The following is a 19,926-nucleotide window of genomic DNA, read 5'->3' on the forward strand; positions in this document are numbered from 1 at the left end:
TAAAAGGTGGGCTTATGCTTTGTATATTTAAGACAAATAACTTTTCATGGTCTTTAAGGCATTTTTCTCCAGACGGCTTACCTGTGCCTGGCTGATATGGATTTCTTCTGCAACCTCAGTCTGGGTCTTTCCTTCAAAAAAGCGCATGTCAATGATATGACGCTCTCTTTCCGGGAGCCGTCTCATTGCTTCATTTAAAGAAATATCCTCCACCCAGTTTTCTTCCAGGTTTTTTTTATCACTGATCTGGTCCATAACAAAGAGCGGGTCTCCGCCGTCTGAATAAACCGGTTCATAAAGGCTTACCGGGCTTTGGATTGCATCTAACGCATAGGTAATATCTTCTTTGCTCACTCCGATCTCCTCGGCGATCTCCATCACAGTCGGTTCCTTTAAGTTCTTTTTCATTAAATTCTCTTTTGCGTAAATTGCTTTATAAGCGGTATCGCGCAGAGAACGGCTGACACGAATGGAGTTATTATCCCGGAGATAACGTCTTACTTCTCCAAGGATCATGGGAACCGCATAGGTGGAGAACCTGACATTCTGCGTAATGTCGAAGTTATCAATGGCTTTGATCAAGCCGATGCAGCCGATCTGAAATAAATCGTCCACGTTTTCACTGCTGCCGGAAAAACGCTGTATGACACTGAGAACCAGTCTTAAGTTTCCTTTGATGTAATCTTCACGGGCTTTTTTATCCCCGTTAAGTATCCGTTTGAATAGAACTTCCTTCTCCTCGTTGCTCAGAAGAGGCAGTTTGGAAGTATTAACACCACAAATTTCTACTTTGTATCCAGACATATCTTTCCCTCCGCATCATTTTTATTCTCTATAGAAATGATGTACTCAATCGAGGGCTTTTATACGATAGCAGGGACAAAATTTATTTCCAGTTTTTGGTCAGGTCTATTCTTTATTATTTTTTTCGTATAAGATCAATAATCCTTTTAACAAAAGAGCATTATCGAAATGAATTTTATGACGGCACAGAGGAACAACCGCAGAAGCAAGACCTCCGGTGGCAATAAGGCTGGCAGATGTTTCGAGTTCCTCCTCCATTCGGTCGATGACACCGTCGATCATGGCGGCATTGCCGTAAAGGATTCCGCTTCTCATGCATTCTATGGTATTTTTGCCGATAATTTTCTTAGGCCTGTTTAATCCGATATAGGGAAGCTGGGCAGTCCGGCTGCTCAAGGAATCCAGAGAGACTCTCATCCCCGGAAAGATGATGCCGCCGCAATAATTACCGGACTGATCGATCACAGACAGGGTGGTAGCTGTGCCCATATCAATGATAATAATCGGAGCCGGATAATCCTTTAAAGCGGCGACAGCATCAACGATTAAATCGCTTCCCACGGCTTTTGGGTTGTCCATCTTAATGTTCAGTCCGGTTTTCATTCCAGGGCCAACCAGCAAAGGCGTTTTTCCTGTTATTTTTTTAACGGCAGAGATCACAACGTCCGTAAGCGGAGGAACCACAGAAGAGATGATGGCACCTTCAATGGCAGATAGAGGGTAATGGTGAATATCCATGATATCTTTTATATTAACCGCATACTCCAATTCGGTTTTACCGTGATTGGTAGTAATTCGCTCTACAAAATAAGTTCTGGTATGATCGATACCTCCTATGACGATATTGCTGTTTCCTAAATCAATGGCTAAAATCATAGAGGGAACTCCTTTTCAACTTTTTTTTCTTATGCTATACTGTAGAGTATCACATTTTAAGTCGAAAAACAACGGGAGGCGCTTATGCTGAAAGGAAAAAATATTATTTTAGGAGTAACAGGAAGCATTGCAGCCTATAAAATAGCATCACTAGCCAGCATGCTGATGAAAAAGGGCTGTCACGTACATGTCCTTATGACACAAAATGCCACTAATTTCATAAATCCCATCACTTTTGAAACGTTGACCGGCAATAAATGCCTGGTGGATACCTTTGACCGGAATTTCCAGTACAGCGTGGAACACGTTTCCCTGGCAAAACTGGCCGATGTGGTGATGATTGCACCGGCCAGTGCCAATGTAATTGCAAAGCTGGCCCATGGCATGGCGGATGATATGCTGACGACAACCGTACTGGCATGCAAATGCAAAAAAATGATTGCACCGGCCATGAATACAAACATGTATGAAAACCCTGTGGTTCAGGATAATCTAAAGAGATGTGCAGCTTATGGGATGGAAGTGATTGATCCTGCAGTCGGCTATCTTGCCTGCGGAGATACGGGAGCAGGCAAGATGCCGGAACCGGAGATATTATTTCAATATATAGAAAAAGAAGCTGCTTATAAAAAGGATTTAACCGGAAAAAGGATTCTGGTTACCGCAGGCCCGACCATGGAAGCCATTGATCCGGTGCGGTTTATCACCAATCACTCTACCGGGAAAATGGGATATGCCATTGCAAGGGCAGCATCCTTAAGAGGAGCAGAAGTGACTCTTATCACAGGAAGAACCGGAACGCAAAAGCCGCCCTTTGTAAATGTTATTGAGATAACCAGCGCCAGGGAGATGTTTGATGCGGTGACTGGCTGCTATGAGGATCAGGAGGCCATTATCAAAGCAGCAGCAGTGGCTGATTACCGCCCCAGACATGCAGGAACGGAAAAAGCCAAGAAACGGGACGGAGACATGCAGATCGAGCTTGAACGGACAGACGATATTCTGATGTGGCTGGGCAGCCACCGGAAGAACGGCCAATTCCTGTGCGGCTTTTCCATGGAAACACAAAATATGCTGGAAAATTCCCGGGCAAAGCTTGAGAAAAAAAATATCGATATGATCGTAGCCAATAATCTGAAAACGGCAGGAGCCGGTTTTGGGACAGATACCAATGTAGTGACCATTATTACCAGGGAGAAAGAACTGGAGCTTGAAAAGATGACCAAGGAGGAAGTTGCTCACAGGCTTCTTAACGAGATTTTTCCTGCTGACGGAATGGTTTGCTCTATGGACAGTGAATCTTGACTTATGACAGGAATCATACTACAATAGACAGGACTTAGACGTATAATTGGAGGAATTATTTTTGTGAATATAGCGGAAGAAATTAAAAAGAGAAGAACATTTGCCATCATTTCCCATCCAGATGCCGGGAAGACCACACTGACAGAAAAGTTTCTTCTTTATGGAGGAGCGATCAATCTGGCCGGTACGGTAAAAGGAAGAAAAGGTTCCAAGCATGCAGTATCTGACTGGATGGAAATTGAGAAAGAGAGAGGTATTTCCGTCACCTCTTCCGTGCTGCAGTTTAATTACGACGGATTCTGTATAAATATTCTGGACACGCCAGGGCATCAGGACTTCTCTGAGGACACCTACCGTACACTTATGGCAGCTGACTCTGCGGTCATGGTCATCGATGGGTCTAAAGGTGTGGAGGCACAGACCATCAAGCTGTTTAAGGTTTGTGTTATGCGCCATATTCCTATTTTTACCTTTATCAACAAGATGGACCGGGAAGCAAGGGATCCTTTTGAACTGATGGATGAGATTGAAAACGTGCTGGGAATCCGCACCTGTCCGGTCAACTGGCCTATCGGCTGCGGCAGAGAATTCAAAGGCGTTTACGACCGTTATAAAGAAACCATAACCACTTACCGCGCAGCCATGAGCGGACAAAAGGAAGTGGAATCTACCGAAGTCAGGCTGGGAGATCCGGGCGTAGATGATCTGATCGGCGAAGCGTTCCACAGACAGCTGATGGATGAGATCGAGCTGCTTGACGGTGCCAGTGATGAGCTTGATATGGAGCGGGTCAGCAAAGGAAACTTATCTCCGGTATTTTTCGGTTCTGCACTGACAAACTTTGGTGTTGAAACATTTTTACAGCATTTTCTTCAGATGACGACTTCTCCTCTGCCAAGGCTTACGACCACCGGAGTGGTGGACCCGTTTGAAGAAGATTTCTCTGCTTTTGTTTTTAAGATTCAGGCCAATATGAATAAGGCCCACAGAGACAGGATTGCATTTATGAGAATTGTTTCCGGCAGATTTGAAGCAGGAATGGAAGTGAATCATGTTCAGGGCGGAAAAAAACTCCGGTTATCTCAGCCTCAGCAGATGATGGCACAGGACCGTAAGATTGTGGAAGAGGCTTATGCAGGAGATATCATCGGCGTATTTGATCCGGGGATCTTCTCCATTGGAGACACTCTTTGCAAGTCCAATGAAAAGTTTGAATATGAGGGCATCCCCACATTTGCTCCGGAGCACTTTGCCAGAGTGCGTCAGATTGATACCATGAAGAGAAAGCAGTTTATCAAGGGTGTGAATCAGATCGCTCAGGAAGGAGCCATTCAGATTTTCCAGGAATTCAATACGGGTATGGAAGAAATCATTGTGGGCGTGGTGGGAGAACTCCAGTTTGAGGTTCTGACTTACCGTCTGGAGAATGAATACAATGTGGAAGTAAAGCTTGAGAAGCTTCCGTATGAATATATCCGCTGGATCGTGAATAAGAATGAAGTTGATGTGGCAAAGATCCAGGGAACATCTGATATGAAGCGGATTAAGGATTTAAAGGACAATCCTCTTCTTTTGTTTGTGAACAGCTGGAGTGTGGGAATGGTATTGGAGCGTAATCCGGGACTGGAACTTTCTGAATTTGGCAATAACTAGATATTGGAATGGAAAGACCGGGAATATAGATCATTGAAGGAGGAAGTACAATGAGTAAAATTGATGAAGTAAGAGCAGCCATGGTGGAAGCCATGAAAGCAAAAGACAAGCAGAGGAAAGATGCGTTATCCATGCTTCTCGCAGCACTGAAAAATTTTGAGATCGATAAGAAGGATCATACTCCGATTACAGAAGAAGAAGCCAATGCAATCGTGAAAAAGGAGATCAGGCAGACCCAGGAGACTTATGAACTGGCGCCTGCAGACAGGGATGACATACGGGAAGAAGCAGCAGCCCGCATCGCTGTTTATAAGGAATTTGCCCCTGAAGATATGAGCGAGGATCAGATTAAGGAGATCATTCTTTCGGTTCTTGCTGAACTGGGGATTGAAGCGCCCACGGCAGCCGATAAGGGAAAGATCATGAAAGTCCTGATGCCAAAGGTAAAAGGAAAGGCCGACGGCAAGGTCGTGAATGAAGTTCTGGCAGGAATGATGAAGTAAAGAAAAGAGGCGTTGTTTATGTATAAGAAGGAAATAGAAGCATATATTGAGGCGCATAAGCAGGAAATGATCGAAGATATCTGTACCCTATGCAGGATCAATAGTGAAAAAATGCCTTATAAAGAAGGGATGCCCTTTGGACCTGGTGCTTTTGAAGCGCTTACAGAGGCTCTTAATATGGCAGAGTCCTATGGGTTTTCCATTAACAATTACGACAACTATGTGGGAACCGTGGATATGAATGATAAGGAGCGGCAGCTTGATATTCTGGCGCATCTTGATGTGGTTCCGGCAGGAGAAGGCTGGAAGGAGACTCAGCCCTTTGAACCGGTGGTAAAGGATGGAAAGTTATACGGCCGGGGAACCTCCGATGATAAAGGACCGGCAGTGGCAGCTCTTTATGCCATGAGAGCCGTAAAAGAACTTAAGATTCCTCTTCAGAAGAATGTCCGGTTGATTCTGGGTACCGATGAAGAGTGCGGCAGTTCGGATATCGCTCATTATTATGCAGTGGAAAAGGAAGCACCCATGACATTTTCTCCGGACGGTGCTTTCCCGGTGGTGAATACGGAAAAGGGAGGCTTGAATGGTCATTTTACAGCCAGATTTACTCCTTCAGACAAGCTTCCAAAGCTGGTAAGCCTTGATGCCGGAATCAAGGTCAATGTGGTACCTGGTAAGGCAAGTGCGGTCGTGGCCGGAGTGGAAGAAGCGGTTTTAGTGAAGATTGCAGAGGAATGTACGAAGAATACAGGAATTCGCTTTGAAATCAAGATGGAGAATGGGAATGCCTCTGTAACGGCAATTGGTGAAGGCGCCCATGCTTCCGTTCCTCAGGAAGGAAACAATGCGCTGACCGGACTTTTGGATTATCTGGTAAAACTTCCTCTGGCGGAATGTCCTCAGGTTTCCATGATGCGGAATCTTCTGGAACTGATTCCTCACGGTGATACCTGCGGAAGGGCGCTGGGAATTGCAATGGGCGATGAGATTTCCGGGGATCTGACTCTGGCCCTTAGTTTGCTGAAGATAACGGATGACTGTTTGGAAGGAACCTTTGACAGCCGTTGTCCCATCTGTTCCACAGAAGAAAATGTCCTTCAGGTTGTCAAAAAGAATATGGCCGCAAAGGGCTTCACTCTTCATAATGATTCCATGAGACCTCCCCATCATGTAGATGGGAATTCGGAATTTGTGAAAACCCTTTTAAATGTCTATGAAAGATATACCGGACGCAAGGGCGAATGTGTTTCCATGGGTGGCGGAACCTATGTTCATGATTTAAAGAACGGGGTCGCGTTCGGAGCTTCTATGCCGGAGACAGATAACCGGATGCATGGGGCTGATGAATTTGCCGTTGTAGACGAACTTGTTGTAAGTGCCAAGATATTTGCACAGGTAATTGTAGACCTTTGTTCCTAAGATTCTGAAATTTTTCAATATTCTAAAATAGTATTGACAAATATAGGAAGAAAGCGTAAAATACGCCTCATAAAGTAATTCCTACTTTCACTATAGGAATCGGGGAAGGAGTAGCTGCCATGAATCATTCAAAAGCTATGCAGATGAATATGGATCGGATAAACGGCACGTGTATGATGATGTGTTGTAAGTCAGAGTGCGTAAAAAACCGATAATGAAATTCATTTGTATGGATTGTGATTGAATTCGCCAGTAGCAGCGAAACGCGGGAATTATCAGGTCGCAAGTCTGTGCAGGACTTGCGGCCTTTTTGTACCTAAAAGAAAGGAAACGGAACACATGCAGTCAGCAGAACCAATTATTGAACTGGTAGGGCTTGGTAAAGAATTTCATACGGTCAGTGGTCCCATTAAAGCACTGGACGATATCAATCTTTCCATAGAGCGGGGAGAGATTTTTGGAATAATCGGCTTAAGCGGAGCCGGTAAGAGTACATTAGTCCGCTGTATCAATTATCTGGAGGTACCCACCTCAGGAACGGTACTTTTTGAAAACAAAAGCTTATCTGCCATGAGACCGCGGGAGCAGAGGCTGGCCAGACAGTCCATGGGGATGATCTTTCAGCAGTTTAACTTATTGTCTCAGAGAAATGTACTTCAGAATGTATGCTTTCCTCTAGAGATCGCTTATGCACAGAAGAAGGAAGCAATGGACCGGGCCATGGAACTGCTTGAACTGGTCGGGCTAAAGGACAGGGCAAAGGCTTATCCCTCCCAGCTTTCCGGAGGGCAGAAGCAGAGAGTTGCTATCGCCAGAGCATTGGCTACCAATCCGAAGATTCTCCTTTGTGATGAAGCTACCAGTGCTCTTGATCCAAATACAACCAAATCCATACTTGGGCTTTTAAAGGAAATCAATAAGAATCTTGGGGTAACGGTGGTGGTTATCACACATGAGATGGCTGTTATAGAAGCGATCTGTGACAGGGTGGCAATCATAGACCAGAGCCACATTGCAGAGGTAGGCAGTGTGGCAGATATTTTCTCCGGCCCCAAATCAAAGATCGGGCGGCAGCTTATTTTAGGAGAGGCAGCTGAACATGCCGTACAGTTCGGCCGGTCAAAGATGGTGAGAATCACTTTTGACGGGCGTTCATCCTTTGAACCGGTCTTATCCAACATGATTCTTGCCTGCAAAGTACCGGTCAATATCATCCATGCGGAGACAAAAGATATTAACGGAACCGCTATGGGGCAGATGGTTATTCAGCTTCCGGAAGATGAAGTGGACCAGAAGCGCATATTAAATTACTTAAGAACAGCAGAAATAACCCATGAGGAGGTGAAGGATTATGGTATTTGATGCAGCTACTGTTGATATGTTAAAGCTGGGGATATGGGAGACTCTGTTTATGACATTTACTTCCTCCTTTTTTTCCTATCTGATCGGAATTCCGCTGGGAATCATTCTCATCGTCACGGATAAAGACGGCATTTATCCGGTTCCGTGGTTTCAGAGAATCCTGGGGCTGGTCATTAACCTTCTCCGTTCCGTGCCGTTTATTATTTTACTGATCATGGTAATTCCCATTACAAAAGCCATTGTAGGAACCACTCTGGGCGCAAAAGCGGTTATTCCACCTTTAGTCATTGCATCAGCTCCTTATGTGGCCCGTGTTGTGGAATCTTCCTTTAAAGAAGTGGATGCGGGAGTGATTGAAGCCGCCAAATCCATGGGAGCATCCACGCTGCAGATTATATGGAAGGTTCTCCTGCCAGAGGCAAAGCCCTCTCTTTTGGTAGGAGCGGCTTTATCTGTGACCACTATACTTAGTTATTCCGCGATGTCAGGGTTTGTAGGCGGCGGCGGACTTGGAGACATTGCTATTAAATACGGCTACTACCGCTACCAGACCGGAATGATGTTTGCAACCGTGGTAATACTGGTTATTATTGTACAGATCATTCAGGAAGCGGGAATGAAACTTTCCAGAATCAGCGACAAGAGAATCAAATAGTAACAGCCAAAGGCGTTACCATATAAAATTCAAGGAGGAAGAAATTATGAAAAAATCACTTTACGTTCTTACCGCAGCTTTGCTTGCAGCAGGTGCTCTGACCGCATGTTCAGGAAAAAGCGAAGCGCCTGCTACAACAGCAGAAACGACAGCAGAAGCAACTAGCGCAGCAGATTCAGCCGCAGCAGATTCCAAAGCAGAGTCTGCCGGGGATTTAGAAAAGATCGTCGTTGGGGCAACCCCGGCACCTCATGCAGAGATTTTGAATGCTGCAAAGGAAGTGTTAAAAGAAAAAGGATATGACCTGGTAATAAAGGAATATACGGACTACGTACAGCCAAACCTGGCTCTTGATTCCGGGGATTTGGATGCCAATTATTTTCAGCATCAGCCATATTTGGATCAGTTCAATGAGGAAAATAAGACCACGCTTGTCAGTGCTGCTTCCATTCATTATGAACCATTCGGCATTTATGCAGGCAAGACTGCATCTCTTGATGCACTGGCAGATGGTGCTCAGGTTGCAGTTCCTAACGATGTTTCCAATGAAGCAAGAGCACTTCTTCTGCTTGCAGACAATGGGCTGATCGAACTTAAGGAAGGCGTTGGACTTGAGGCTACCAAAAATGACATTGTTAAGAATGATAAAAACCTTAAGATTATAGAGGTAGAGGCAGCTCAGCTTCCCCGTTCTTTGGGTGATGTGGATGTTGCAGTTATTAACGGCAACTATGCCATTGAAGCAGGCTTAAAGGTATCTGAAGCATTGGCAGTAGAAGATGCAAAGTCTACCGCAGCCACCCGCTACAGCAACATTATTGCAGTACGTAAGGGAGAGGAAAAAAGCGAGAAAACAGCAGCGCTTGTAGAAGCTTTAACAAGCGATACGGTTAAGAAGTTTATTGAAGATACCTATGACGGAGCGGTTGTTCCCTCCTTCTAAATCATATCTGATTGAAAAAACGCTGCGGAGCATGCACTTGCCTGTTCCGCAGCATTTTTTTTGAAAATGAGTCCGGTGAAAATATTAGTTTTACAGATTCTGAGATTTATTGTATAATCTTTATATTATGACAAAAAGGGAGTTGATAATACATGGATCAGGAGAATCAAAACGAATATCATAAGGAACCTTCTGAAGGATTAAAAGAGGAGACCCGTCCGGATTCTTTCAGTGTGGAAGAAGTGAAAAGAGACTGGAATTATCAGGAGGTTCCAAGTCAGCCGGTAAAGTCCCCTCAAAGCAATATGGCCCTGGCATCTCTGGTTATGGGAATTATAGGTATCGTTACTTCCTGCTGTTGCTACGGAGGCTTGATATTTGGAAGCCTGGGAATCTTATTCGGGCTTCTTTCCAAGACGGAAGACCGGTTTGAGGGTTATGCAAAGGCCGGTTTAATTACCTCGGTCATCGGTATGGTGATGGCAATGCTGTTGGGAATCGTATTGATCATATTTGCTGTTGCCGGTGAATTTGAGACAGGAGGTGCTTTTTAATGAAAACCACATCTTCAGAACTTAAAAGGCGGGCGAAGGCCAGACTGAAAGGCAGATATGGCTTGTGTGTCGGTACAGAATTTATTGCTTCTGCCGTTCTGTCCGTGTTTTTTTTGATCTATTTTATGATTGCTCTGTTTGTGGGCGTTGCGAATACGGCGTTGTTTGCCGGAGGAAGTGAATCTGGAGCCGGATTTATCATAATGCAGCTCGTAATTATTTTCTTTTCCATTATTCTGGTGGGGGCTATGGGGCTTTTAATGCCGGGAATTATGAAACTTTATTATAACATAAGTACAGAACAAAACCCCGGTTTTTCAGACCTGCTGTTTGGGCTGAAAAACAAACCTTTGAAGTTTTTAGGCCTTTATATGGCCCAGATGCTGATCGGGGTTGTATGTGCCATCCCTTACATCATTGTGTTTGTAGTTGCGGTTATCACAGATTATATGCCGGTGATGGTAGTTCTCCTGATTCTGATGTATTTTGTACTGCTGGCAGGTGCCATCATCAGTTCCATTTATTTATCCCAGTCCATGTATATATTAATCGAAGCTACGGATAAGGGAGTGTTTCAAAGCATCCGGGAAAGCGCTGAGATGATGAGAGGGAACAAAGGGCGTCTCTTTTATATTTATCTGAGTTTTACTGGAATGGTGTTATTGGGATATCTCTCTTTAGGCATTGGCTTTCTTTGGATATTGCCCTATGCTCATGCTACATTTACAGAGTTTTACCTGGATTTAAAATCGGAGCAGGCGCCAAAAACCGGTTATGACCAGCCGGATGTTTCTTATGAATCCATGTGGAATCAGGGAAATCAGTGATAAAACCGTGTCATACGGCTTTTTTGCGCATAGAATACACTAAGCAGTAAGGAGGTGTATTCTATGCGCATTTCTGATCTCAAGACAAAAGAAGTAATTAATATCTGTGACTGCAGACGTCTTGGATATGTGGGCGATGTGGATTTTGATATGGAGTCCGGGTGTCTTTTAGCCATTATTGTGCCCGGTCCCGGATGCTTTTGTGGATTTCTGGTTAGGGAAAAAGAATATGTCATTCCCTTCTGTGATATCAGGCAGGTTGGGCCGGATATAATCCTCGTTAATGTGGATCTGGATAAAGCAACGGAAAAATGCGGGATATAGTAGAAGATGGGCTTGCGAATCTGTGGAATGTAAGTTATGATATACATAATAAGAACAGAGTCCGTAAGACAGGAGGATAGAGGCGTGAAATGTCCATTTTGCAATGAAGCAGATACAAAAGTCATTGATTCCAGACCAGCAGATGACAATAGTTCCATCAGGCGGCGCAGGCAGTGTGAAAAATGCGGAAAACGCTTTACCACTTATGAGAAGCTTGAGACCATGCCTCTCATGGTAATTAAAAAGGATCGTTCCAGAGAGGTTTATGACCGTTCGAAAATAGAATCAGGAATTCTTCATTCCTGCCATAAGAGGCCGGTGTCCTCCCAGCAGATTGATTTTATGGTCGATGAGGTAGAGACTCAGGTGTTTAACCGTGAAGAAAAGGAAGTGGAAAGCACCGTCATTGGGGAACTTGTCATGAAGAAGCTGCAGGAAATAGACGAAGTGGCTTACGTCCGCTTTGCTTCCGTCTACAGGGAATTCAAAGATGTAAATACATTTATAGAAGAAATAGGAAAACTATTAAAGAAGTAGGAGATTTATGTTAAAGGCATTTTATCCGGATGAAGACGTGGTGTCCACGTATGACATACCCTTTGAGCGCTTATATAAGCGCGGAATCAGGGGTGTGATTTTCGATATCGACAATACTCTGGTTCCTCATGGAGCGCCTGCCGATGAAAGAGCAAAAAAGCTTTTTCTGCGTTTGCATGAAACAGGGCTTGAGACCTGTCTGTTATCTAATAACAAAGAACCGAGAGTGGCCTCCTTTGCCAGGGCAGTCGGAAGTTCCAGGTATATATTTCGCGGGAATAAACCTGGTGTGAAAGGCTATCAGAAAGCAATGGAATTAATGGGAACTGATGTGAACAATACGGTTTTTGTAGGTGATCAGCTTTTTACAGATGTGTATGGCGCAAAAAGAGCCGGAATACACAGCATACTGGTAAAGCCCATGAATCCAAAAGAAGAGATCCAGATTGTGTTAAAGAGGGCTCTCGAAGCCATTGTGTTATATTTCTACTACAGGGATAAAAAAAGGATTAAATAAATTTTTAAAGAACATTCTGCAGGGTAAAAGACCGCTTTTAGGGATATAATAAAAAGGAATCTTAAAAGCTGCCTTGCCTGAAAGAAAGAACTGTGAGGAAAGGCAGCGTTTAAAATATGAAGATACTTATATTGAACGGACCGAATTTGAATTTTTTGGGAATTCGTGAAAAAGGGATTTACGGAACCGAAGACTATGAGTTTTTGATCTCCTTGCTTACAGAAAAAGCGGAGAAAGAAGGCCATGAACTGGAGATATATCAGAGCAATTACGAAGGCGGACTGATTGATAAGATTCAGGAAGCTTATCATAACGGAACGGAAGGGATTGTTATAAATCCCGGAGCGTTTACTCATTACAGCTATGCTTTAAGGGATGCCTTGGCATCAATAGAAATCCCAAAAGTCGAAGTGCATATATCCAATGTCCATAAGAGGGAGGAATTCCGTCATTTATCTGTAACAGCGCCGGTATGCACCGGACAAGTTGTTGGTCTGGGACTGAAAGGTTATGCTCTGGCTATGGACTTTTTAACAGGCAAATAGCCCTGTATGGGTAAGAAAATGGAGATATTTGCAAAAAAACGGTTGAAAATGCGTTTGTTATAGTATAGAATATAAAAGGTTAAGAAGAGAAATTCAAGGAGGAATATCATTTATGATATCAGCGGGTGATTTTAGAAACGGTATCACATTGGAGATCGAGGGTACTGTATATCAGATTATGGAGTTCCAGCACGTAAAACCTGGAAAGGGTGCTGCATTCGTAAGAACAAAGATTAAAGATGTGGTAAACGGCGGCGTTGTAGAACGCACATTCCGCCCGACAGAAAAGTTCCCACAGGCAAGAATCGACAGAGTAGATATGCAGTATCTGTATGCCGATGGAGATCTTCATAACTTTATGGATACAAATACTTACGAGCAGGTGGCATTAGGTCCTGACGTGATCGGTGATGCATTGAAGTTTGTGAAAGAGAATGAGAACGTTAAGGTATGTTCTTTCAATGGTAAAGTATATTCTGTAGAGCCTCCATTATTTGTGGAGCTGGTGATTACAGATACCGAGCCGGGATTTAAGGGAGATACCGCACAGGGAGCTACAAAGCCAGCTACTGTTGAGACCGGAGCCGTTGTATATGTTCCTCTGTTTGTAGAGCAGGGAGATAAGATTAAAATCGATACACGTACTGGTGAATATATGTCCAGAGTTTAATCAGAATGAAAAAGGACCGGGAAGCCCGGTCTTTTTTGCTATTATAAAGAATTCAGGAAAGTGAGGGCTTAATGATGGAACAGTTGTCCATGTTTGACCAGGAGCAGGAGAAGAACAGTCCTTTGGCCAGTAGACTGCGTCCCAGGGATCTCATAGAGTTTGCAGGTCAGAAGCATTTGCTGGGAGAAGGAAAAGTGTTAAGGCAGATGATTGATCAGGACCGCATCTGTTCCATGATATTTTGGGGCCCTCCGGGAGTGGGGAAGACTACTCTTGCAAGGATCATTGCAGGACGGTCCAAAGCAGCCTTTGTAGATTTCAGTGCGGTTACCAGCGGAATCAAAGAAATAAAGGAAGTGATGGTGCAGGCAGAAAAGGAGCGGAAAGTGGGCCTTCATACCCTGGTCTTTGTGGACGAGATCCACCGGTTCAATAAAGCCCAGCAGGATGCCTTTTTGCCATACGTGGAAAAGGGCAGTATCATTTTGATTGGAGCCACAACGGAAAATCCCTCATTTGAAATCAATGCCGCTTTGCTTTCCAGATGCAAGGTATTTGTTTTGCAGGCACTTTCCACAGAGGATCTGGTGGAACTGCTCCGTCATGCATTAAAAAGCAAAGACGGATTTGGAGATCAGAAAATCGGTATCGAAGAAGACAGTTTATATGCCATTGCCCGATTTGCCGGCGGTGATGCAAGAACCGCTTTAAATACGCTGGAGATGGCAGTGCTAAACGGTGAAATAAGTGCCAGAGAAATTACTGTAACAAAAGCGGTGCTGGAGCAGTGTATAAGCCGCAAGTCCCTTCTGTATGACAAGAATGGAGAGGAACATTATAATCTGATTTCTGCCCTTCACAAGTCGATGCGAAACAGTGATCCGGATGCGGCTCTTTACTGGCTTGCACGTATGCTGGAAGCAGGAGAAGATCCTTTGTACGTAGCCAGGCGTTTGATCCGGTTTGCCAGTGAAGATATTGGTATGGCAGACAGTCAGGCTCTCAGTGTGGCAGTTTCCGCTTATCAGGCCAGCCATTTTAACGGAATGCCGGAATGCAATGTGAATCTGGCTCATGCGGTTGTTTATCTGTCCATGGCTCCCAAATCCAATTCCATATATCTGGCCTATAACCGATGCAAAGAGGATGCGTATCAAACCTTGGCAGAGCCGGTCCCTCTTGCGATCCGGAATGCGCCTACGGATTTAATGAAAGAACTGGATTATGGCCAGGGCTATGAATACGCGCATGACAGGGTGGAAAAACTCTCAGCAATGCAGTGCCTTCCGGATTCTTTGGCAGACAGGGAGTATTATAATCCCACCAAAGAGGGACAGGAAGAAACCATAGGAAAACGTTGGAAGGAAATCAAAGAATGGCGGAGAAACCATGCAAAATAATTTGATTTTTAACCTTAATTGTAATATAATTAGTATTTAGCTTAGAAATATCTGGATATAGAAAAAGGAGACCAGGAACGGATGAAAAAGATTCTTGATTTGATTACGGCAGAGATGAAGGCTGCATTTGCGGACTGTGGATATGAGGAAGCCTATGCGAAGGTTACCTTATCCAACCGGCCGGATCTTTGCGAGTACCAGTGCAACGGAGCCATGGCAGCAGCCAAGGTATATAAAAAGAAACCGTTTGATATTGCAGCAGAAGTGGTGGCAAAACTTGCTGACAGCCGTGTATTTGCGCAAGTGAATGCGGTGATGCCGGGATTTATCAACTTAAAGCTTGATTCCGGCTATCTGGCAGACTATATGAACGGAATGGCAGGGGAAGACCAGTGCGGATGTGAAAAGGTGGAAAATCCGTTGACCATTGTGGTAGATTACGGCGGAGCCAACGTGGCGAAGCCTCTTCATGTAGGCCATCTACGGCCTGCAATCATTGGAGAAAGCATAAAGAGAATGGGACGTTTTCTGGGGCATCATGTCATCGGTGATGTCCATCTTGGAGACTGGGGTCTGCAGATGGGATTGATTATCGAAGAACTAAAGGACAGAAAACCGGAGCTTCCTTATTTTGATGAATCTTTTGAAGGAGAGTACCCCAAAGAACCGCCCTTTACCATCAGCGAGCTGGAGGAAATTTACCCGGCTGCAAGCCTGAAGTCAAAGAAAGATGAAGCGTTCAGCAAAAGAGCGCATGATGCGACCTTAAAGCTTCAAAACGGATATAAGCCATATCGCGCCATCTGGCAGCATATTCTTCGTGTTTCCGTAGCAGATTTAAAGAAGAACTATGACAGTCTTAATGTTTCCTTTGATCTCTGGAAGGGAGAAAGCGATGCCGAGCCATATATTCCGGGACTGATCAAAGAACTGGAGGACAAAGGACTTGCTTATGAAAGCCAGGGAGCACTGGTGGTAGACATTGCTCAGGAAGGCGATACCAAAGAACTTCCCCCATGTATTATTCGGAAGTCCGATGGTGCGGCTCTTTATTCTACCTCTGATCTTGGAACGATTATTGAAAGAGAGCGGGATATTAAGCCCGACTGGTACATCTACGTCACGGATAAGCGTCAGGAACTTCATTTTGTACAGGTGTTCCGTGTGGCAAAAAAGGCAGGTTTTACAGCTCCCGACAGGAAGATGTCCCACCTTGGCTTTGGAACCATGAATGGGAAAGACGGAAAGCCGTTTAAGACAAGAGACGGCGGTGTAATGCGTCTTGAGACCATGATTGAGGATATCTGCCAGGCAGCTTATGAAAAAATCGTGGAAAACAGAACGGTTTCAGAAGATGAGGCCAGAGAGACTTCCAGGATTGTAGGACTCGCGGCTCTAAAGTACGGCGATTTGTCTAATCAGGCCTCTAAGGATTATGCATTTGATATGGAGCGTTTTGTGTCCTTTGAGGGTAATACAGGACCTTATATCCTTTATACCATTGTACGGATCAAATCAATCCTTACAAAATACCAGGGCCTGGAAGATAAGTATGAGGAGGAAGCGCAGATTCTTCCGCCGGTTTCAGGGGCTGAAAAGGATCTGATGCTGCAGCTTTCCCGCTACAATGAAATTATGGAAACAAGCTTTACAGAGCTTGCACCCCATAAAATATGTCAATATATCTATGAGCTTGCCAATGCGTTTAACCGGTTTTATCATGACACAAAGATTATTTCCGAAGAAAATAAAAAACAGCAGGCTTCCTGGGTTCGCTTGATCAGCCTTACGAAGGATGTGTTGAATGAATGCATCAATGTGTTAGGAATTGAAGCACCGGAACGAATGTAAACGGCGAACGGATGTGAGGGTTAATGAAAGTATCACATATGACGGTCAATACCTTTTGGAAAGGTGAATCAGGCGTCAGAGCAGTAGTTGAGGATCAGGGAAATGAATATAAGGCAAGTCTGCATATCAAGGGTAGTCAGGTAATTGACTACTCTTGTTCCTGCGCCCAGGGGAATTCCTACCGGGGGATGTGTCCCCACTGTCAGGCTCTTTTTTCCGTTTATAAGGAGCATGAGAAGGAAAACCAGGGCAGGCTTGTAACCACATCCCAGCAGGCCAGAGCCATGATCCGGGAATATACCAACCGGGAGGTGGCCCGAATCATGAGCGAAGAAGAGGGAGAGCAGATAAAACTTTCTGTCGCCATGATGGCCGGACGCAGGGACGTGAAGCTGGAATTTAAGCTGGGAAAAGACCGGCTTTATATGATCAAGGATTTATCTGCTTTTGTAAAAGCAGTGGCAAACGGGACTTATGTGGAATACGGAAAGAATCTATCCTTCCATCACAGCCTTACGGTATTTCGAAAAGAAAGCCGTCCTCTTTTGGAATTTGTCATGGAAGTTGTAAATACCTATTTAGAACATCACGAGCAGTTTCAGAAAGGCTCTTTTTCCGCCAGTCCGGTCATGCGCTTTTTAAATCTGAGCCGTACAAACATTGACCGCTTTTTTGAAATCATAAAAGGCAGTACTCTGGAAATTGAGGATTACAAAGGGCAGAAGCGCCGGGTTGCGGTTACGGAACATGCACCTGACTTGACGGTAACGGTCAGACGAAAAGGAAGAGAAGGGGTATCCGTATCCATAGACAGGGATTTGATGGTATTTGAAGGAGAACATCATCTGTATTTTGCAGATGCCCAGTGCCTTTACTGCTGTGACCAGTCCTGCAGCGGGACTCTGGGGGTATTCTTTAAACAGATGATGGAAGGGTATGGCACCAATTATGAAATAGAGGTCAACAACAAGGATATGCCTCTTTTTTATGAGCGCGTCTTAAAAAAGATTGCTTCTTACTGCACCATTGATTCCGGAGATCTGGACTTGGAAATGTATAAGCCGGAAGAGCTGAAAGCCCGCTTTGATTTTGATTCCGACGGACCAAACAGTCTGGTATTAAAGCCTACGCTGTCCTATGGGGATTATTCCTTCCAGCCGGTGGAAGATGAACGGCTTCCCCGCACCGTATGCCGGGATGTTCCGGGAGAGTTCCGGATCAGCCAGCTGATCACCAGATATTTTAAATACAGGGAATATGATTCTTCATATCCGGCCATCCGCAATGATGAAGAAGCGGTATATCGTCTGTTAACGGAAGGAATACGGGAATTTATGAACTATGGGGAGGTTTATTTTTCGGAGTCCTTTAAAAAGCTGAAAGTACTGGCTCCGCCAAAGGTATCGGTAGGCATCCGCAGCGTCGGAAACTGGCTGGAGCTTCAGGTGGATACGGATGGACTGTCCGGAGAAGAATTGAACCGGCTTTTGTCAGAGTACAGTAAGAAGAAAAAATTCTACCGTTTGAAGAACGGAGAATTTTTAAGCCTTGATGACCAGGGAATTCTTTCGGTTGCGAAGCTTGTAGAAGATCTGTCGGTATCTGTTTCCGATCTGGAAAATAAGACCTTTCGTCTGCCAAAATACCGGGCGCTCTATCTGGACGGACTGCTGAAAGAAGGCAGTGGCATCTCTCTTTACCGGGATCAGCTTTATAAAGCGGTGGTTCGCGGCATGAAGAGTGTGGAGGACAGTGACTTTGAGATACCAGAATCTCTGCAGCAGATTTTAAGAGGATATCAAAAGACGGGATACCGGTGGCTTAAGACCCTGGACCATTATGGATTTGGAGGCATACTGGCCGATGATATGGGACTGGGAAAGACCATACAGGTAATTACTTTGCTTCTTGATGAAAAAGAAAAGCGGGATTCTCAAGTATCCTTAATTGTCTGCCCGGCTTCCCTTGTGTACAACTGGGAGAATGAGATACGTATTTTTGCGCCGGAGCTTAAAGTCCGGACTGTGACCGGTATGGCCGCTGAGCGGGAAGAGATTCTTTTTCAAATGACGGATTATGATGTGCTCATTACTTCTTACGACTTATTAAAGAGAGACATAGAGCTTTACAAAGGAAAGGCCTTCCGGTTTCAGATCATTGATGAAGCACAGTATATCAAAAATGCTTCCACTCAGAGTGCAAAGGCAGTTAAGGGAATCGACGCCCAAAGCCGGTTTGCTTTGACCGGTACACCGATTGAAAATAAGCTGTCTGAGTTATGGAGCATATTTGATTATCTGATGCCAGGATTTTTATTCAGCTATCAAAAGTTTAAAAAAGATTACGAAACGCCCATTGTCAAAACTCAGGAGCCGGCCGTATTGGAAAAGCTGCACCGGCTCATCGGACCCTTCATCCTTCGGCGGCTGAAGAAGGATGTTTTAAAAGAGCTTCCGGATAAGCTGGAAACCGTGGTTTATTCTGCTTTTGAAAAAAAGCAGAAGGATATCTATACAGCGAATGCGTTCCGTCTGAAAAAGGAACTGGAACAGATGGAAGGAAAAACGGGAAGGGATAATATTCAGATTCTTGCCGAGCTTACCAGACTGCGGCAGATCTGCTGTGATCCCCATCTCTGTTACAATGATTACAGCGGCGAATCTGCAAAACTTGAGACCTGCATTGATCTTGTGAGAAACGGAGTAGGGGGAGGCCATAAGATTCTTCTTTTTTCCCAGTTTACCTCTATGCTTGAGATTATCAGCGAAAGGCTTAAGAAAGAAGAAATCCCGTTTTATATTTTGACAGGAGCAACCCCGAAAGAGGAGCGTCTCCGTATGGTCAACTCCTTTAAGGAGGATGAGATTCCTCTGTTCCTCATTTCCTTAAAGGCAGGGGGGACCGGTCTTAACTTAACGGCAGCAGATATTGTGATTCATTTTGATCCGTGGTGGAATGTGGCGGCCCAAAACCAGGCAACAGACCGGGCCCACCGGATCGGTCAGGAAAAGCAGGTATCTGTATTTAAGCTCATTACAAAAGGAACCATTGAGGAAAATATCTTAAAATTGCAGGAGTCAAAAAAAGACCTGGCAGAACAGATTATTACGGAGGGAACGGTTTCCCTTAGTAATTTAAGCCGGGAAGATTTACTGGGTCTGTTAAATGAATGAAAGGA

The 19,926-nt window shown here is 44.6% G+C and carries 19 protein-coding genes; 17 read left to right on the forward strand and 2 right to left on the reverse strand.

What is annotated here, in order from left to right; genetic code table 11:
* Positions 1–27 precede the first annotated feature (27 nt).
* Both sigG and ACLTWA_RS12250 read right to left on the reverse strand, forming a co-directional pair.
* A complete protein-coding gene (sigG, locus tag ACLTWA_RS12245) occupies positions 28–804 on the reverse strand; it encodes an RNA polymerase sporulation sigma factor SigG (protein WP_412328058.1) in 777 nt (258 codons plus the stop codon).
* Between the two features lie 105 nt (positions 805–909).
* Positions 910–1,680 carry a type III pantothenate kinase gene (locus ACLTWA_RS12250; RefSeq protein ID WP_412328060.1) on the reverse strand — a complete coding sequence of 257 codons (771 nt, stop codon included), beginning with the start codon at positions 1,678–1,680 and terminating at the stop codon, positions 910–912.
* Positions 1,681–1,764: 84 nt separating this feature from the next.
* Between ACLTWA_RS12250 and coaBC the strand changes: the two genes are divergently transcribed.
* The 17 genes from coaBC to ACLTWA_RS12335 all read left to right on the forward strand — a co-directional run bounded on the left by coaBC (position 1,765) and on the right by ACLTWA_RS12335 (position 19,921).
* Complete coding sequence (coaBC, locus tag ACLTWA_RS12255) at positions 1,765–2,985, forward strand: bifunctional phosphopantothenoylcysteine decarboxylase/phosphopantothenate--cysteine ligase CoaBC (protein WP_412328062.1); 1,221 nt, start codon at positions 1,765–1,767, stop codon at positions 2,983–2,985.
* A 63-nt stretch (positions 2,986–3,048) separates the two neighbouring features.
* Positions 3,049–4,638, forward strand: coding sequence for a peptide chain release factor 3 (locus tag ACLTWA_RS12260; RefSeq protein WP_412328063.1), 1,590 nt, complete (start codon positions 3,049–3,051; stop codon positions 4,636–4,638).
* Positions 4,639–4,688: 50 nt separating this feature from the next.
* Positions 4,689–5,141 carry a GatB/YqeY domain-containing protein gene (locus ACLTWA_RS12265; protein WP_412328065.1) on the forward strand — a complete coding sequence of 151 codons (453 nt, stop codon included), beginning with the start codon at positions 4,689–4,691 and terminating at the stop codon, positions 5,139–5,141.
* Between the two features lie 18 nt (positions 5,142–5,159).
* On the forward strand, positions 5,160–6,563 hold the full coding sequence (gene pepV, locus ACLTWA_RS12270) for a dipeptidase PepV (protein WP_412328067.1): 1,404 nt from the start codon (positions 5,160–5,162) through the stop codon (positions 6,561–6,563).
* A gap of 339 nt (positions 6,564–6,902) precedes the next feature.
* Positions 6,903–7,925, forward strand: coding sequence for a methionine ABC transporter ATP-binding protein (locus ACLTWA_RS12275; protein WP_412328069.1), 1,023 nt, complete (start codon positions 6,903–6,905; stop codon positions 7,923–7,925).
* Positions 7,915–8,580 (forward strand): methionine ABC transporter permease, encoded by a 666-nt coding sequence (locus ACLTWA_RS12280; protein WP_412328071.1) that lies wholly within the window; start codon positions 7,915–7,917, stop codon positions 8,578–8,580. Before ACLTWA_RS12275 ends, ACLTWA_RS12280 begins: the two co-directional genes overlap by 11 nt.
* A 46-nt stretch (positions 8,581–8,626) precedes the next feature.
* On the forward strand, positions 8,627–9,523 hold the full coding sequence (locus tag ACLTWA_RS12285; protein ID WP_412328073.1) for a MetQ/NlpA family ABC transporter substrate-binding protein: 897 nt from the start codon (positions 8,627–8,629) through the stop codon (positions 9,521–9,523).
* A gap of 152 nt (positions 9,524–9,675) precedes the next feature.
* Entirely contained in the window at positions 9,676–10,077 is a 402-nt protein-coding gene (locus ACLTWA_RS12290; RefSeq protein ID WP_412328074.1) for a hypothetical protein, read from the forward strand.
* Positions 10,077–10,904 carry a DUF975 family protein gene (locus ACLTWA_RS12295; protein WP_412328075.1) on the forward strand — a complete coding sequence of 276 codons (828 nt, stop codon included), beginning with the start codon at positions 10,077–10,079 and terminating at the stop codon, positions 10,902–10,904. Before ACLTWA_RS12290 ends, ACLTWA_RS12295 begins: the two co-directional genes overlap by 1 nt.
* A gap of 63 nt (positions 10,905–10,967) precedes the next feature.
* Positions 10,968–11,228, forward strand: coding sequence for a PRC-barrel domain-containing protein (locus ACLTWA_RS12300; protein WP_412328076.1), 261 nt, complete (start codon positions 10,968–10,970; stop codon positions 11,226–11,228).
* 84 nt (positions 11,229–11,312) lie between these two features.
* Positions 11,313–11,765 (forward strand): transcriptional regulator NrdR, encoded by a 453-nt coding sequence (gene nrdR / locus ACLTWA_RS12305; RefSeq protein ID WP_412328078.1) that lies wholly within the window; start codon positions 11,313–11,315, stop codon positions 11,763–11,765.
* Between the two features lie 7 nt (positions 11,766–11,772).
* Positions 11,773–12,282: a YqeG family HAD IIIA-type phosphatase gene (locus ACLTWA_RS12310; protein ID WP_412328080.1), complete on the forward strand. Its 510-nt coding sequence runs from the start codon at positions 11,773–11,775 to the stop codon at positions 12,280–12,282.
* A 116-nt stretch (positions 12,283–12,398) separates the two neighbouring features.
* Entirely contained in the window at positions 12,399–12,827 is a 429-nt protein-coding gene (gene aroQ, locus ACLTWA_RS12315) for a type II 3-dehydroquinate dehydratase (RefSeq protein ID WP_412328081.1), read from the forward strand.
* 112 nt (positions 12,828–12,939) lie between these two features.
* A complete protein-coding gene (gene efp, locus ACLTWA_RS12320) occupies positions 12,940–13,497 on the forward strand; it encodes an elongation factor P (RefSeq protein ID WP_412328082.1) in 558 nt (185 codons plus the stop codon).
* 74 nt (positions 13,498–13,571) lie between these two features.
* The gene (locus ACLTWA_RS12325; RefSeq protein ID WP_412328132.1) at positions 13,572–14,897 is read left to right on the forward strand and encodes a replication-associated recombination protein A; all 1,326 of its coding nucleotides are present in this window, start codon (positions 13,572–13,574) and stop codon (positions 14,895–14,897) included.
* Positions 14,898–14,978: 81 nt separating this feature from the next.
* Positions 14,979–16,748: an arginine--tRNA ligase gene (gene argS / locus ACLTWA_RS12330; RefSeq protein ID WP_412328083.1), complete on the forward strand. Its 1,770-nt coding sequence runs from the start codon at positions 14,979–14,981 to the stop codon at positions 16,746–16,748.
* Between the two features lie 23 nt (positions 16,749–16,771).
* A complete protein-coding gene (locus ACLTWA_RS12335; RefSeq protein ID WP_412328084.1) occupies positions 16,772–19,921 on the forward strand; it encodes a DEAD/DEAH box helicase in 3,150 nt (1,049 codons plus the stop codon).
* Positions 19,922–19,926 lie beyond the last annotated feature (5 nt).

It is taken from the genome of Lacrimispora sp. (genome assembly GCF_046972725.1).
Classification (GTDB): Bacteria; Bacillota; Clostridia; order Lachnospirales; family Lachnospiraceae; genus Lacrimispora.